Raw genomic sequence first — 14296 nt, 5'->3', positions numbered from 1 at the left:
CGTTGAACCCGGCCTACTCAGCACCGGGCCGATGCATTTACTGGTACAGGGCGCGGCCCATGATCACGAGCGCGCGGCGGACGCCATCCAGCTCGGCCACATCCGGCAGGTGCGCCCAGCGTGCAAAACCCTTCTTCTCGAACAGCGCCAGGCTGGGCAGGTTGTGACCGAAGATGAAACCAAGCAGGGTGCGGATGCCGAGGCGCGGACAGGCAGCCATCACATACTCCAAGAGGGCGCTGCCAAGCCCCCTTCCCTGCGCTGAGGCCGCCAGATAGATGCTGACCTCGGCCGTGGCCGCATAGGCAGGACGTCCATAGAACGCGCTCAGGCTAGCCCAGCCGATCACCTGCCCCGCTTCGTCGCTCACCACCCACAAAGGATGCCGGTCGGGGCCGTGCGCGTGGAACCACGGCAGACGGGACTCCACCGAGACAGGCTCCAGGTCGGCCGTGACCATTCGCCCGGGGATGGTCGCGTTGTAAATCTCCACGATGACTGGCAGGTCGGCAAGCGCGGCATGGCGCAGACTCAGGCCAGAGGGCAGCACGGCCGCCCCCTCTTCCAGCACGGCGTCAGTCATTGAGCTCTTCCATTCGTAGCCGCACCACCTTGCCGACCACGCTGTCCAGCGCCTCAATGGCGCCAATCGCAGCATTCACGTGCTTCTCCTTTACGCGATGGGTCAGGATGACGATCTCGGCGGAGCTGTCAGAAGTAGAACCTTTTTGGATCAGCGCCTCGATCGAGATGCCGTTCTCGGCCAGAAGACGCGTAATGTTGGCCAGCACGCCGGCGCGGTCCGCCGCACCGATGCGCAGATAGTAGGAGCTGGTGATTTCCTCGATCGGCAGGATCGGCAGGTCCTTGAGCTGATTGGGCTGGAAAGCCAGATGCGGCACGCGATGCTCCGGGTCGGCCGTCAGCAGGCGGGTGACATCGACGATGTCGGCAACCACCGCCGAAGCGGTGGGCAACGCGCCGGCGCCGGCGCCATAGTACAGCGTGGGGCCGATGGCATCGCCCTTGACGTACACCGCATTCATGACACCGTTGACGTTGGCGATCAGCTGGCGCTCGGGGATCAGTGCGGGATGCACCCGCAGTTCGATGCCGTGTTCGGTACGGCGCGTCAGCCCCAGCAGTTTCACGCGATAGCCCAGCTCCTCGGCGTAGCGGATGTCGCGTCCGTCCAGTTTGCTGATGCCCTCCAGATAGCACTTGTCGAACTGCATCGGAATGCCGAAAGCGATCGCGGCCATGATGGACAGTTTGTGGCCGGCGTCATGCCCTTCGACGTCGAACGTCGGGTCTGCCTCGGCATAGCCCAGCCGTTGTGCCTCGCTCAGCACATCGCTGAAGCTGGCGCCCTTTTCGCGCATCTCGGTCAGGATGAAGTTGGAAGTACCGTTGATGATGCCGGCGATCCACTCGATGCGGTTGGCCGAAAGCCCTTCGCGCAGGGCCTTGATGATGGGGATGCCGCCCGCAACGGCCGCTTCGAACGCCACCATCACGCCCTTTTCCTGAGCGCGAGCGAAGATTTCGTTGCCGTGCACGGCCAAGAGCTTCTTGTTGGCGGTCACCACATGCTTGCCGTTAGCGATCGCCTGCAGCACCAGTGACTTGGCCACGGTGTCGCCACCGATCAGCTCCACTACGATGTCCACCTCCGGGTGCTGGACCACCTGCATGGCGTCGTCTACCAGCGTCACGTCCGGCCCCACCGCTTCGCGCGCTTTGGCAAGGTCGCGGTTGGCGGCGATGAAGAGACGGATCTCGCGGCCGGCCCGGCGACTGATTTCCTCGGCATTGCGCTTGAGCACGGTGGCCGTGCCGCCGCCTACGGTGCCCACGCCCATCAGCCCGATATTGATCGGTTTCATCGTTACTCCTGTGGTCTCTTTGTCTTTATGGATCGGTGTCTGAAAACGCTCGGGCAAACCTGCCAAGCTTGCCCGAACCCTCTCGTCCCTGTCGGCAAAAGGGGGCCTTGCGGCCCCCTCGGCTCTGACGGCACCGGCGGCCTGCAGGGCCGTCAGTCGGTGCCGTGCCGCTTGCGGTAAGCGGCAAGGAAGCGCGCCACACGCCCCAGGGCCTCGGTCAGATCATCGGTATTGGGTAGGAATACCACGCGGAAGTGATCGGGCGCAATCCAGTTGAAGCCGGTGCCCTGCACCAGCAGCACCTTCTCCTGCTGCAGGAGTTCGAGGATGAATTGCTGATCGTCGGTAATAGGATAAATTTCCGGGTCCAGCCGCGGGAAAAGATAGAGCGCCCCCTGCGGCTTGACGCAGCTGACGCCCGGGATTTCTGTCAGTAACTGGTGCGCCAGGTCGCGCTGCCGCCCCAGCCGGCCGTAAGGCAACACCAGATCGTCGATGCTCTGATAGCCGCCCAGCGCTGTCTGGATGGCGTACTGCCCCTGCACGTTGGCGCACAGCCGCATCGAGGCCAGCATGTTCAGGCCTTCGATGTAGTCGCGTGCATGACGCTTTTCGCCGGACACCACCATCCACCCCACGCGGAAGCCCGCCGCACGGTAGTTCTTGGACAGGCCATTGAATGTGACACACAGCACATCCGGCGCCAGCGACGCGATTGAGGTGTGCTTCACCCCGTCGTATAGCACCTTGTCATAGATCTCGTCAGCGTAGATGATCAGCTGGTGCTCGCGTGCCAGCTCGACGATCTGGGCCAGCAAGGCCGGCGGATAGACGGCACCGGTTGGGTTGTTGGGGTTGATGACGACGATGGCGCGGGTGCTGGCGGTGATCTTGGCGCGGATATCGTCGATGTCCGGAAACCAGCCGGCCGATTCGTCGCACAGGTAATGCACCGCATTTCCACCGGCCAGGCTGACCGCAGCGGTCCACAACGGATAGTCCGGGGCCGGCACCAGCACCTCGTCGCCGGCATCAAGCAGCGCCTGCATCGACATCACGATCAGCTCCGAGACGCCGTTGCCAATGTAGATGTCCTCCAGCCCCACGTTGGGCAGCGCCTTTTCCTGGGCGTAGTGCATGATGGCCTTGCGCGCCGCAAACAGCCCTTTGGAGTCGGAATAGCCCGAAGCCTGCTGCATGTTGACGATCACGTCCTCGATGATCTCGTCCGGAGCAAAGAAGCCGAAGGGCGCCGGATTGCCGATGTTCAGCTTGATGATGCGGTGCCCATCCTCCTCCATCTTCTTGGCGTGCTCGAGGACGGGGCCGCGGATGTCGTAACAGACGTTGGCGAGCTTCTGCGATTTATGTACGGGCTGCATGTTGGCGGGCTCTTTTTATGTACGGGTGTCGGGAGCGTTCCTGTCTGCCCGGGCGCCGGGCCTGTGCTAGGCGCGGGGTAGGCGTATAATCCTATCCCAATCCGTGCTGCGCTGCACGAGCGCGCCCCCGCTGTGCGGCGCCACCGGCACGCCCCGCTTTGTCAGGACCCGACCATGAAACTTCACCAGTCCCAGAATCAGGGCAACAACCTTTTCACCGGCTATGGCGACGGCCATGTCCTGATCAACCGCGAGCGTCACGACGGCAACCTGATCGTCAGCCCGGACCGTGTGGCGCCTTGGGCCGCCGAGGACTTTGCCGGGCTCACAGCGGAGCACTTTGCCGCTGCCCTCGACTTTGAGCCCGAGCTGGTGCTGTTCGGCTCGGGTGCCTCGCTGCGTTTTCCACATCCGAAACTGACGGCCGACCTGGCCCGTGCCCGCATCGGCGTCGAGGCGATGGATACTGCTGCTGCCTGCCGCACCTACAACATCCTGCTGGCCGAAGGTCGGCGTGTGGTGGCCCTGCTGCTGGTGTGACAACAGGCTGTCCTGCGCGAAAAAGCCCTGCTCAGGCAGGGCTTTTTCTCGTGCGGCGGAACGGGAACGGGCCGATCAGGCGGCCTTCTCGCCACCGAAGCTTTCGAAAGCGGCCACTGCCTCGGCCGCGGTCATCAGGGACGGTCCGCCCCCCATGTAGACCGCTACCTGCAGCATTTCCATGAACTCCTGCCGGCTGCATCCGAGCTCGACCAGCGCCTTGGCATGAAAGGCCAGACAACCCTGGCAGCGGCTGGCCACACCGATCGCCATCGCGATCAGCTCCTTGTGCTTGTGGCTAAGCGCACCGTCGGTATTGGCGGCCCGGGACATCTGGGCAAAGCCTTTCATCGTGTCGGGCATTTCGCGCCGGAAGTCGCCCAGCTGGACGCTGATGTCTCGGGCCAGTTGCGGATAGTCGTGCATGCGTGCTCCCATCAATTTACGAAATAACATTATATATTTTACTTAAACATTGGGCTAAAGCAAGCCCTTCGGCCAACCGCGACATGCGGCCGGAACGAAGGGCGTCTCTCAGGCCAGCGACTTGAGCAGCAGGGCAGCCACGAGGATCACCAGCACGAACAGCAACGTATTCTGCCGGCGCTGTTCGCGCATCAGGTTGATATAGCCCTCCACCAGCAGGCTCTCGCGCTCCCGGCTGCCCGACAGGGCCTCTCCCAAGCGGCGTGGCAGAGACGGCAGCAGCGTGGCCCATTGCGGCGCCTCGTGCCGGACTGCACGCATGAAGCCCCGCCAACCGACCTGCTCGTTCATCCAGCGGGTCAGGAAGGGTTTGGCGGTATCCCAAAGGTCCAGCTCCGGGTCTAGCTGCCGGCCCAAGCCCTCGATGTTGAGCAGGGTCTTCTGCAGCAGCACCAGCTGCGGCTGGATCTCCACGTTGAACCGCCGGCTGGTTTCGAACAGCCGCAACAACACCATGCCGAAGGAAATCTGCGACAGAGGGCGCTCGAAGATAGGTTCGCACACCGTGCGCACCGCCGCTTCCAGCTCTTCGGCACGTGTGTCGGGCGGAACCCAGCCGGACTCGATGTGGGCGGTGGCCACCCGGTGGTAATCACGGTTGAAGAAGGCAAGGAAGTTCACGGCCAGGTAGTGCTTGTCGTAGTCGGTCAGCGTACCCACGATGCCGAAGTCCAGCGCGATGTAGCGCCCGTCCGGCGCGACAAAGATGTTTCCGGGATGCATGTCAGCGTGGAAAAAGCCGTGGCGAAACACCTGGGCGAAGAAGATCTCCACTCCGTAGCGGCTGAGCTTCTTGAGATCGATGCCCGCGTCGCGCAAACGGTCCACCTGCCCCACGGGGATGCCGTGCATCCACTCCAGTGTCAGCACCTCGCGCGAGGTGTAGTCGTAGAACACCTCGGGCACAATCAGCATGTTGGAATCGGCAAAATTGCGGCGCAGCTGCGAGGCGTTGGCGGCCTCATGCATCATGTCCAGTTCGTCGTGCAGATACTTGTCGAACTCCGCCACCACCTCGCGCGGCTTCAGCCGGCGACCATCAATGAAGAAGCGCTCCACCCAGCCGGCCAGCGTGCGCATCAGCGCCAGGTCCTGCTCGATGACCGGACGGATGCCCGGACGCAGCACTTTCACCGCCACCTCGCGCCCGCGACTGCCGTCAGGCTGGCGCAGCCAGGCCTTGTGTACCTGCGCCACCGAGGCGCTGGCCACCGGCACATCGTTGAAGTCGTCGTACAGCACGTCCACCGGCTTGCCCAGGCTGCGCTCGATCGCGATGCGCGCCAGGCGACCGTCAAAGGGCTGGACCTTGTCCTGCAGCAGGGCCAGCTCGTCGGCGTAGGCCGGCGGCAACAGGTCGCGCCGCGTAGAGAGGACCTGCCCGAACTTGACGAAGATCGGACCGAGGCTTTCCAGCGCCAGCCGCACCCGCACCGGGCGCGGCGCAGTCAACCGGCGGCGCACTGGCCACAGCGAGAACAGGAAGGGTACGAAGCCAAGACGGGCGTGCCCGCGGAAAAAGTCGTCCAACCCGTAACGATAGAAGGTGGATACGATGCGGAAAAAACGCGAAAGACGCATGAGCGGGGCTAGCCTTGATCGGTACGGTCGGAGCGTTGGATAAGAGCCTCGGCCTCCAGGAGGCGCAGGCGTTTCTCGAGGCGTTCGACATCGTCGCGCAGGGTATCGACCTGGTGCACGAAGCCGGCCACCTCGTGGTTGCGGGCCAGGAGCGGCGCTTCTTCACGCAGGTGCTCCAGCCAGTTTTCGGCCAACCTCCAGGCCATCTCGCCCTGCAGGCCGGCACTACGGCGAACAAAGCCGGCGATGCGTGCGGCGGCCATGTCCCCCACTACGCGGGAGAGGTCTTCGGTGGCGTCCCAATGCAGCCGGCCAAGGAGCCGGGCCAGTGTGGTGGCCAGTGTGGCATCACCTTCCAGCACCACATCCGCCAGATCCGGCTGGCGCCCGGTCAGTGCGGTCAGGGCGGCGCCGGTGGCCACACGCACGCCAGCCTCTGGCGCACCCTCACAGGCAGCCAGCCAGCCTTCATCGGTAATCACCCCGGCGACCCGAACGGGCGGCACCTGCAGGGCAATGCGCCGGCCGGCGTGCGCGGCAAGATCGGCTCGTACCGCCGGATGCTGCTTGAGCAGATGATTGAAAAGCGCTATCTGGACGCGCATGTCAGGCTCCCTTTCCGGCAAGGCTCAACAATACCGTCCCCAGCACGATGGCCAGGATGCCGGCTGTTTTCAACAGCGAAACGCTCTCTCCGTATACCACGACGCCGATCACGGCCACCACCGCCATACCCACACCGCACCACACCGCATAGACGATACCCAGCTCCAGCCGCTCCACCACGCGCGAGAGCAGCCAGAACGAGATCATGTAGCCGATGATGACCACCAACGAAGGCAGCGGCCGGCTGAAGCCTTGCGCAAGCTTGAGCGAGCTTGTAGCCATCAATTCGGCCGCAATGGCGCCAGCCAGCATCAGCCAGGCCGACAGCGGGCCGGTCATGCACAGGCCCCGGGTCGGTGGCACCAGTGCCAGGGCTCGTAGAGAAAGCCCTGCGGATTGTCGCGCGGGTAGCTCATCGCAAAGCCGAAGCGACCGGCATGCCTGCACAGCCAGGCAAAAGCAGCCGTGGTCTCGAACACCTCTTCCAATAACGGCGACCCCGGCGTGCCAATGTCGATGGCCCGGCCACCGTGGTGCTCGCTGAAGCCCGGCGCCGCGCTGACACGCAGGATGTCCTCCAGGGCCTGGCCACGGGCCAGCTTGGCCGTCACGATTTCCTGCTGGCGCGCCACACTGCGAAAGGCGGACACGAGGAACAGGCCAACCCCATCGGCCGCGGCGGCGGCTTTCATGGCCTGCCAGGCGGTGGCGGCCTCTGGCAGGAGCTGGAACACCCGCCCGTCCGCACCGGTGTCGGCCGTGACCAGCTCGGTGCTTGCAGCCTCCGGGCAGAAGGGCACGCCCCGCGCACGCAGCCTCGCCAGCGGGATGCCGAGCCGGGCATTGCAGCGCGCGATCTCGTCGGGGATGGGGCTCATGGTCAGAGCTTGAAGCCCTTGTGCAGCGCCACCACGCCAGCGGAAAGGTTGAAGTAGTCCACGTGGCCGAAACCGGCGTCGAGCATCATTTGCTTGAGGGTTTCCTGATCCGGATGCATGCGGATGGATTCGGCCAGGTACTGGTAGCTGTCGGCGTCGTTCGCCACCAGCTTGCCCATGACCGGGAGCGCCTTGAAGGAATAGAAGTCGTAGAACGGTGACAGCGGCTTCCACACCTTGGAGAACTCCAGCACCAGCAGCTTGCCACCTGGCTTGAGCACGCGGCACATTTCCCGGAGCGCCTGATCCTTGTGGGTCATGTTGCGCAGACCGAAGGCCACCGACACCAGATTGAAGTAGTTGTCCGGGAAAGGCAGCTTCTCGGCATCGGCAAGCGAAACCGGCAGGATCACGCCCTCGTCCAGCAGGCGGTCGCGGCCCACGGTCAACATGGAACTGTTGATGTCGGTCAGCCATACCTCACCGGTAGGGCCGACACGCTTGGCCCAGCCACGGGCCAGATCGCCTGTGCCGCCAGCGATATCCAGCACGCGGTCCCCACGCCGTGCGCCGCCAGTGGACAGGGTGAACTGCTTCCACAGGCGATGCATGCCGGCCGACATCAGGTCGTTCATCAGGTCATACTTGCCAGCCACCGAGTGGAAGACTTCGGCCACCTTGCGCGCCTTCTCGCTCTCGGCGACGGTCTTGAAGCCAAAATGGGTTTGCTGCTCCATGCTCACTCCCTGCTGCCGTGCGTGGCAGCCAGTCGATTCAGGTAATCCTGCCAATACCGGTCGTGGTTCACGCCCAGGTCGTACAAATGCGCCCAGCTGTAAAGCCCGCTGTCGTGGCCATCATCGAACACCAGTTTGACCGCATAGTGCCCAACCGGCTCCACCGCGATGATGCCGACATTCTTCTTGCCCGTCTGCAGTACCTCCTGCCCTGCCCCATGACCTCGCACCTCGGCCGAAGGCGAATAGACGCGCAGGTATTCGCAAGAAAGGTGAAAGCGCTGTCCATCGTCGAAGGCCACCTCAAGCTTGCGCGAACGCACGTGCAGGCGGATCTCGGTGGGCTGTGGGGTACCGGATTGCAAACCGGCCATGTCGGATCTCCTTGATTGAGGTGCCCGCCGCGTGCGGCGTTCAGTCCTTGCGCTCCAGCAGCATGGCGTCGCCATAGCTGAAGAAGCGGTATTCCGCCTCCACCGCATGGGCATACGCAGCACGCATCTCCTCGTAACCGGCAAACGCCGACACCAGCATCAGCAGCGTGGACTTGGGCAGGTGAAAATTGGTCAGCAGACGGTCCACCACCCGGAAGCGATAACCGGGCGTGATGAAGATGTCGGTCTCGCCCCGGCCGGCAACCAGTTCCCCCGTGTGCGCGGCCGATTCGAGCGCCCGCATACTGGTGGTGCCGACCGACAGCACACGCCGTCCGGCCGCGTGCGCCTCGCGCACCGCCTCCACCGTCGCCTGCGGGATCTCGTAGACCTCGCTGTGCATCCGGTGCTCTTCGATGTTCTCGACCCGCACAGGCTGGAAGGTGCCCGCCCCGACATGCAGGGTGACATAGGCGAGATGGACGCCCTTTTCGGCCAACCTTGCCAGCATCGCCTCGCTAAAGTGCAGACCGGCGGTCGGCGCGGCCACGGCGCCCCGCTCCCGCGCGTACACCGTCTGGTAGCGCTCGTCGTCGTCCTCATCCGCGCCGCGCTCAATGTAGGGGGGCAGGGGTAGCTTGCCTGACGCTTCGAGAATGTCGAACACTCCGGTTTCACAGAGGAAGCGCAGCTTGAAGAGTTCGCCCTGGCGCTCCACCATCTCTGCCTCCCAGCGCCCAGCAAACACGAGGCGCGTGCCCGGCTTTGGCGACTTCGAAGCGCGCACATGTGCCAGCGCCGTGTGCTCGTCCAGCACCCGCTCGACTAAGGCCTCCACCTTGCCGCCCGACGCCTTTTCTCCGAAAAGACGCGCCTTGATCACTCGGGTGTCGTTGAACACCAGTACGTCGCCGGGCTCGACCAGAACGTCGAAGTCACTGAACATCAGGTCGGTGTGCCGGCTACCCTGTACATGCATCAGGCGGCTCCGACCACGCTCGGCAGGCGGATGCTGGGCGATCAGGGCTTCGGGAAGGTGATAATCGAAATCGGACAGCTGCATGAACGTCGCCAAGGGGAAAAATAGCGCGATTATACCCGGCAGCCGCCCGCCTGCGTGAGCGACCCTGGGCAGGCGCTGCGCGGCCTTCGGCCCCGATCTTCGCCCTGCCGTAGTGAATTTGTGCCAGATCAAGCCGGTTGCGTCCGCCTGCAGCCTGCTCTTGCCAAGCCGCCGCCGCAGGCGCAACCTAGCGCTTTTACTTTAGACTGATACTCCCCGTTTATGCCTACAGAATGTCGAACAGACGTTTGAAATGGGGCAAAAGCTAGACATCTTGCAGCGATATGCGGCAAACTCGCGGCCATGATGAAAACCGGACAGCAAGCCAAGGCCGCCAGGATACTGGTTTTGCACGGGCCCAACCTCAATCTGTTGGGCACGCGGGAGCCTCAGCACTACGGCAGCGACACGCTTGATGACATCAACCAGCGCCTCGCCAGTCAGGCACAAGCCGCCGGGTTTGAATGCCAAGCGCTGCAGAGCAATGCCGAGCACGTGCTGGTCGAACGGGTGCATGCCTGCCTCTCGGACGGCACGGCCTTCATCCTCATCAATCCAGCCGCCTTCACCCATACCAGCGTCGCGCTGCGCGATGCGCTGTCCGGGGTCAAGATTCCCTTTATAGAAGTTCATCTTTCAAACGTGCATGCCCGCGAGCCGTTCCGCCAGCATTCGTACTTCTCCGATCTGGCAGTCGGCGTGATCTGCGGCCTGGGCGCCCATGGCTACGAGCTGGCGCTGGCACACGCCATCCGTCATCTTTCGGCCTGACGCCCCTCCACGAACATTCCATCCAAAGGATAGCCCCTATGGACCTGCGCAAGCTCAAGAAACTGATCGACCTCGTTGAGGAATCCGGCATTGCCGAACTCGAAGTGACCGAGGGCGAGGAAAAAGTCCGCATCACTCGCGTTTCGGCCAACCAAGCGTTCACGCTGGCCCAGCCGATGACCTCCGTCCAGCTGCCCCAGGCCGCTGCACCCCAAGCGCCGGCTGCTACCCCGGCAGCAGAGGCCGCCCCGGCCCCGGCCGATGACAAGAATGCCGTCAAATCCCCCATGGTGGGTACCTTCTACCGCAGCCCCAGCCCGGGCGCGAAATCCTTCATCGAGGTGGGACAGAAGGTGGAAGTGGGCGATACCCTGTGCATCATCGAAGCCATGAAACTCATGAACGAGATCGAGGCCGAACGTGCGGGCATCGTCAAAGCCATCCTGGCCGAAGACGGCCAGCCGGTGGAATACGGCGAACCGCTGTTCATCATCGAGTAACACCGTGAGGTAGCCCGGGTGAGGAGCAAGCGGTCGACCAGTGCCGACGCTTGCTCCTCACCCTTTTGCCCTCACGCCTCACGGAGTGATCCATGTTCGAAAAAATCCTGATTGCCAACCGGGGCGAGATCGCGCTGCGCATCCAGCGCGCCTGCCGTGAAATGGGTATCAAGACCGTGGTCGTGCACTCGGAAGCCGACCGCGACGCCAAATACGTAAAGCTGGCCGATGAATCCGTGTGCATCGGCCCCGCTCCCTCGGGCAAGAGCTACCTCAACGTGCCTGCCCTGATCGCGGCCGCCGAGGTTACCGATGCGCAGGCCATCCACCCCGGCTACGGTTTCCTGTCTGAAAATGCCGACTTTGCCGAGCGGGTGGAGCAGTCCGGCTTCGTCTTCATCGGCCCGCGCCCCGAAACTATCCGCCTGATGGGCGACAAGGTTTCGGCCAAGGATGCGATGATCGCCGCCAAGGTGCCGTGCGTGCCCGGCTCCGAGGGCGCGCTGCCGGACGACCCGAAGGAAATTGTCAAGATCGCCAAGAAGATCGGCTTTCCGGTAATCATCAAGGCCGCCGGTGGCGGTGGCGGACGCGGCATGCGCGTGGTGCATTCGGAGGCGGCACTGATCAATTCGGTGAACATGACGCGCACCGAGGCGGCCGCGGCTTTCGGCAATCCGGTGGTATATATGGAGAAGTACCTCCAGGAACCGCGCCACATCGAGATCCAGATCCTGGCCGATGAATACGGCAATGCCATCTATCTGGGGGAGCGCGACTGCTCGATGCAGCGCCGCCACCAGAAGATCATCGAGGAAGCCCCGGCCCCCGGGATCACCGAAGCCCAGCGCCGCAAAATCGGCGAAGCGTGTGCCGAAGCATGCCGCCGCATCGGCTATCGGGGTGCCGGCACCTTCGAGTTCCTGTTCGAACGGGGCGAGTTCTACTTTATCGAGATGAATACCCGCGTCCAGGTAGAGCATCCGGTGACCGAGATGATCACCGGCATCGACATCGTGCAGGAGCAGATCCGCATCGCTGCCGGCGAGAAGCTGCGCTATCGTCAGAAGGACATCGTGCTCAAGGGACACGCGATGGAATGCCGCATCAACGCCGAGGATCCGTTTTCCTTCATTCCCAGTCCCGGCAAGATCGACGGCTACCATCCGGCCGGCGGCCCCGGCATCCGCATCGACTCGCACATCTACCAGGGCTATGTCGTGCCGTCGCATTATGATTCAATGATCGGCAAGCTGATCGCCTATGGCGACACACGCGAGCAGGCGATGGCCCGTATGCGCGTTGCCCTGTCGGAAATGGCGATTTCCGGCATCAAGACCAATATCCCGCTGCATCAGGAGCTCTTCATGGATTCGGCCTTCCAGCAAGGCGGTACCAGCATCCATTATCTGGAAGAGCGGCTGGCCCAGCTGAAGAAAGGAAACGATTGATGGCATGGCAGCAAGCGACGATCGAGGCCGAATCGTCGGTCGCCGAAGCACTGGCGGATGCCCTGATGGAGGCCGGCGCACTGTCGGCGGCCATCGAGGACGCCTTTGCAGGCACCGAACGCGAGGAGCCGATCTTCGGGGAGCCGGGCGAACCGGTGGACCGGATGTGGCGCCAGAGCCGGTTGATCGCGCTGTTCGACGAAGCGGTGGATGTGGGGCTGCCGATTGCGGCGGCGGCCAACGCCTGCCGTATCGCCATGCCGGCCTACCAGGTGGAGCGGATCGAGGAGCAGGACTGGGTGCGGATGACCCAGTCCCAGTTCGAACCGATCCGCATATCCGATCGGCTGTTCATCACGCCCACGTGGCATGTATCGCCGGATCCGTCCGCCATCAATCTCGAACTGGACCCAGGCCTCGCCTTCGGTACCGGCAGTCACCCCACCACCCGCCTGTGCCTGCAATGGCTGGATGAAAACATCCAGGGAGGGGAGACGGTACTGGATTACGGCTGCGGCTCGGGCATCCTCGCCATTGCCGCGCTCAAGCTGGGGGCGCTGCGCGCTGTGGGGGTGGACATTGATCCCCAGGCTGTACGCGCCAGCGTGGACAACGCGGCCCAGAATGGCGTCAGTGCCCAGTTCTGCCTGCCGGACGAGACGCCAGACCTGAAAGCGGACGTAGTGCTGGCCAACATTCTTGCCAATCCGCTGCGCCTCCTGGGAGGCCTGCTGGCCAGCCACGTGCGGCCCGGCGGACGAATCGTGCTGTCGGGCATTCTGGCCGAACAGGCCGAGGAACTCTCGGCGCTGTACGCTACGTGGTTCGATATGGACGCTCCGGTCTTTGACGAAGGCTGGACGCGCCTGTCCGGTATCCGGCGCGAGGCGGCATGAGCCACACGACCCAATGCCCCCGCTGCCAGACCCGCTTCAAGGTGAGCGATGCGCACCTCGCGGTGGCCGAGGGCATGGTGCGCTGTGGCCGCTGCGCCAACGTATTCAACGCCCGCGAGCATTTCGTCGGTCAGCCACCGGCCGCAGCGGTGACGCCGCCGCCCATCGGCCAGCCACGCGATCCGGCAGACGACTTCGAGCTGGAACTCCCCGACTTCGATCCCGAAGCGGAACAGGCCTCCCCGCTGGAGGAAGAAGCACCGGCCGCGCCTGTTCCACTCTCTGTCACACCCGAACCGGCTGATCCGCAAACCGAGCGGGACCTCGCCACTTTTCAGGAGGCGCTTTCCGAAGCCATGCGGCCACAACCGGCCGTCTCGCCCATCGGCAACCCATTTGCCGAGGATGAGAGCGTCCCGGCCGAGCCTGCGCCCAAGCGCGCCCGCTACCGCGGCCTCTCCGCGTACGAGGAGCTTGCCGAGGAAGCGGCCCCTACTTCGCAGAACGCGCCTGACCCGGTCCCATCCGTAGAGGCGCCCCCGGCCGCACCGGAGTCGGAGGACACGGCCTCAGACACGCCCACCGGTGATGCGGGCGCACCCGACACCGAAGAAGCGCCAGTGGAGAGGACGCGACGCCATCCGCCGGTGCTGACAATCGTACTGGGCCTTCTGACGCTGGTGGGCACGCTGCTGCTGGCAGGGCAACTGGTCTACCTCAACCGTACCCGCATCGCAGCAGAGGTGCCAGAACTGCGTCCGGCACTGGAAAGGGCCTGCGCCGCGCTCGGATGCGAAGTCCCCCTGCCGGGCGACCGGGAGCTGATCCGCACCGAATGGTCCGAGCTTTCGTTCGTGCCCGAGCATGCCAACCTGATCCAGGTATCGGCCACACTCAAGAATCACGCGCCCTATCCCCAGGCCTACCCGATGCTGGAGCTGTCGCTCAAGGACGGTGACGATCAACTGCTGATCCGCAAGGTCTTCACCCCTGCCGATTACCTGCGCCCGGACGATTTCCGTGCGGGCAAGTTCGCGCCCGGCAGCGAGGTAAAGATCGCCATGCGCCTGAAAGTGAAGAAGGGGCGTGCGCTGGGTTATAACCTCGAGTGGTTCTACCCGTAGCGAACAGGCTCGGCGCCTTCT

The 14296-nt window shown here is 63.9% G+C and carries 17 protein-coding genes; 6 read left to right on the top strand and 11 right to left on the bottom strand.

What is annotated here, in order from left to right:
* Positions 1–37 precede the first annotated feature (37 nt).
* The 3 genes from EV669_RS00420 to EV669_RS00410 form a co-directional block, all read right to left on the bottom strand.
* On the bottom strand, positions 38–583 hold the full coding sequence (locus EV669_RS00420) for a GNAT family N-acetyltransferase (protein WP_055434212.1): 546 nt from the start codon (positions 581–583) through the stop codon (positions 38–40).
* Positions 576–1886, bottom strand: a complete 1311-nt coding sequence (locus EV669_RS00415; RefSeq protein WP_054285424.1) for a homoserine dehydrogenase — start codon at positions 1884–1886, stop codon at positions 576–578. The genes EV669_RS00420 and EV669_RS00415 overlap by 8 nt, the downstream gene beginning before the upstream one ends.
* A gap of 152 nt (positions 1887–2038) precedes the next feature.
* Entirely contained in the window at positions 2039–3268 is a 1230-nt protein-coding gene (locus EV669_RS00410) for a pyridoxal phosphate-dependent aminotransferase (RefSeq protein ID WP_054285423.1), read from the bottom strand.
* Between the two features lie 174 nt (positions 3269–3442).
* On the opposite strand from EV669_RS00410, the gene EV669_RS00405 reads away from it, so the two are divergent.
* Positions 3443–3808 carry an Mth938-like domain-containing protein gene (locus EV669_RS00405; RefSeq protein ID WP_054285422.1) on the top strand — a complete coding sequence of 122 codons (366 nt, stop codon included), beginning with the start codon at positions 3443–3445 and terminating at the stop codon, positions 3806–3808.
* Positions 3809–3883: 75 nt separating this feature from the next.
* On the opposite strand, the gene EV669_RS00400 is transcribed toward EV669_RS00405, so the two are convergent.
* The 8 genes from EV669_RS00400 to queA form a co-directional block, all read right to left on the bottom strand.
* The gene (locus EV669_RS00400; RefSeq protein WP_054285421.1) at positions 3884–4234 is read right to left on the bottom strand and encodes a carboxymuconolactone decarboxylase family protein; all 351 of its coding nucleotides are present in this window, start codon (positions 4232–4234) and stop codon (positions 3884–3886) included.
* A 108-nt stretch (positions 4235–4342) separates the two neighbouring features.
* Positions 4343–5875: a ubiquinone biosynthesis regulatory protein kinase UbiB gene (ubiB, locus tag EV669_RS00395; protein WP_054285420.1), complete on the bottom strand. Its 1533-nt coding sequence runs from the start codon at positions 5873–5875 to the stop codon at positions 4343–4345.
* An 8-nt stretch (positions 5876–5883) separates the two neighbouring features.
* Complete coding sequence (locus EV669_RS00390) at positions 5884–6480, bottom strand: ubiquinone biosynthesis accessory factor UbiJ (protein ID WP_132097603.1); 597 nt, start codon at positions 6478–6480, stop codon at positions 5884–5886.
* 1 nt (position 6481) lies between these two features.
* On the bottom strand, positions 6482–6820 hold the full coding sequence (locus tag EV669_RS00385) for a DMT family transporter (RefSeq protein WP_207913759.1): 339 nt from the start codon (positions 6818–6820) through the stop codon (positions 6482–6484).
* Positions 6817–7359 (bottom strand): M15 family metallopeptidase, encoded by a 543-nt coding sequence (locus tag EV669_RS00380; RefSeq protein WP_054285417.1) that lies wholly within the window; start codon positions 7357–7359, stop codon positions 6817–6819. Before EV669_RS00380 ends, EV669_RS00385 begins: the two co-directional genes overlap by 4 nt.
* Positions 7360–7361: 2 nt before the next feature.
* Positions 7362–8096 (bottom strand): bifunctional demethylmenaquinone methyltransferase/2-methoxy-6-polyprenyl-1,4-benzoquinol methylase UbiE, encoded by a 735-nt coding sequence (gene ubiE / locus EV669_RS00375; protein ID WP_054285416.1) that lies wholly within the window; start codon positions 8094–8096, stop codon positions 7362–7364.
* A gap of 2 nt (positions 8097–8098) precedes the next feature.
* Complete coding sequence (locus EV669_RS00370) at positions 8099–8470, bottom strand: gamma-butyrobetaine hydroxylase-like domain-containing protein (RefSeq protein WP_132097602.1); 372 nt, start codon at positions 8468–8470, stop codon at positions 8099–8101.
* Between the two features lie 40 nt (positions 8471–8510).
* Entirely contained in the window at positions 8511–9533 is a 1023-nt protein-coding gene (gene queA, locus EV669_RS00365) for a tRNA preQ1(34) S-adenosylmethionine ribosyltransferase-isomerase QueA (RefSeq protein ID WP_132097601.1), read from the bottom strand.
* A gap of 306 nt (positions 9534–9839) precedes the next feature.
* On the opposite strand from queA, the gene aroQ reads away from it, so the two are divergent.
* From aroQ to EV669_RS00340, 5 genes are all read left to right on the top strand, one after another.
* On the top strand, positions 9840–10304 hold the full coding sequence (gene aroQ, locus EV669_RS00360; RefSeq protein WP_054285523.1) for a type II 3-dehydroquinate dehydratase: 465 nt from the start codon (positions 9840–9842) through the stop codon (positions 10302–10304).
* Between the two features lie 38 nt (positions 10305–10342).
* Complete coding sequence (gene accB / locus EV669_RS00355; protein ID WP_132097600.1) at positions 10343–10804, top strand: acetyl-CoA carboxylase biotin carboxyl carrier protein; 462 nt, start codon at positions 10343–10345, stop codon at positions 10802–10804.
* A 92-nt stretch (positions 10805–10896) separates the two neighbouring features.
* Positions 10897–12255: an acetyl-CoA carboxylase biotin carboxylase subunit gene (gene accC / locus EV669_RS00350; RefSeq protein ID WP_054285412.1), complete on the top strand. Its 1359-nt coding sequence runs from the start codon at positions 10897–10899 to the stop codon at positions 12253–12255.
* On the top strand, positions 12255–13151 hold the full coding sequence (gene prmA, locus EV669_RS00345) for a 50S ribosomal protein L11 methyltransferase (protein ID WP_055434218.1): 897 nt from the start codon (positions 12255–12257) through the stop codon (positions 13149–13151). Before accC ends, prmA begins: the two co-directional genes overlap by 1 nt.
* Positions 13148–14275: a DUF3426 domain-containing protein gene (locus tag EV669_RS00340; RefSeq protein ID WP_132097599.1), complete on the top strand. Its 1128-nt coding sequence runs from the start codon at positions 13148–13150 to the stop codon at positions 14273–14275. Before prmA ends, EV669_RS00340 begins: the two co-directional genes overlap by 4 nt.
* Positions 14276–14296 lie beyond the last annotated feature (21 nt).

Source organism: Gulbenkiania mobilis, assembly GCA_004346645.1.
GTDB lineage: Bacteria > Pseudomonadota > Gammaproteobacteria > Burkholderiales > Chromobacteriaceae > Gulbenkiania > Gulbenkiania mobilis.
This window is presented reverse-complemented; position numbering and strand designations above follow the sequence as displayed.